This window comes from Haloferax sp. s1 (genome assembly GCF_058382125.1).
Map to the genome: position 1 here is coordinate 1 of NZ_JBZRPK010000069.1, position 849 is coordinate 849.

Annotated in this window: 2 protein-coding genes; both read right to left on the reverse strand. The window is 62.2% G+C overall.

Annotated elements, in window-relative coordinates; all coding sequences use genetic code 11:
- The coding region (locus tag QT222_RS00440) for a ZIP family metal transporter (RefSeq protein WP_491475940.1) at positions 1–319 on the reverse strand (319 nt) is incomplete at its 3' end.
- A 137-nt stretch (positions 320–456) separates the two neighbouring features.
- A partial coding sequence (locus QT222_RS00445; RefSeq protein WP_491475941.1) for a hypothetical protein occupies positions 457–849 on the reverse strand: 393 nt, incomplete at its 5' end.

Sequence of the window (849 nt, forward strand, 5' to 3'; positions counted from 1 at the left end):
GGATATGGACGTGCGGAAGCCACATGTCGGCCCGGTCGAGGACGGCGACGCCGATGATGAACCCGACGAGAACCGGAACCGGACTGCCGCCCGCGGCCTCGATACCGGGGAGGATGAGGCTCGTAAAACTCGCGGCGAGCATTACGCCAGCAGCGAATCCGAGAAGCGTATCGAGCGACCGCTTCGAGGGGTTGCGCCAAATCAAGATGAGAAGCGCACCGAGCATGTTCAGCCCGGCGATAACGAGGCCGCCGACGAGACCGTGGATAACGGGATTTGTCCCGGCGATGGAGACGAACAGTTCTTCGACTGTCGTCACCGCCGTCTCGCCTCCACCTGTCGCCCGTCACGCCCGGTTGCCATGTCTCTCTAAACGAGAGGTGTCTACGTATGCCCTCCGTCAACTCTCAGTCGCTGAGAGGCCGTCGGTAGTCGCTGAGAGGCCGTCGAAACCGACTAGTTCGTTTCGTCGAGATAGTACCTAACTGTCCGAGTCCCGTCGAAATCCGGCCCGTGACCGACTCGCTCGAACCCGACGTGTTCGACTGCAGTGTGAAGCGGTTCTTCCGATTCGAGGACGAGCACTTCGACCGGGAGTTGTTCAGTGTTGGCGAACCGAAGGGGTTCTTCGAGAAGTCGCTGAACTGCGTCTTCGGTTCCGCCGAGTCGAGTGACGTGGAGGACGCCATCTCGACCGTCGAATCCGACGAAACCGAGAACTGGGTCGTGGGCTGCCGGTGCGGCTGCATTCGGGTCTGCACCGGTTTCCGCGGTTGCAATGCGGACCGACCGGTCTTGTACCAACCGCACCATTGCCCGTTCCGGCGTCTCCGCGACCGCGGCCGCGTG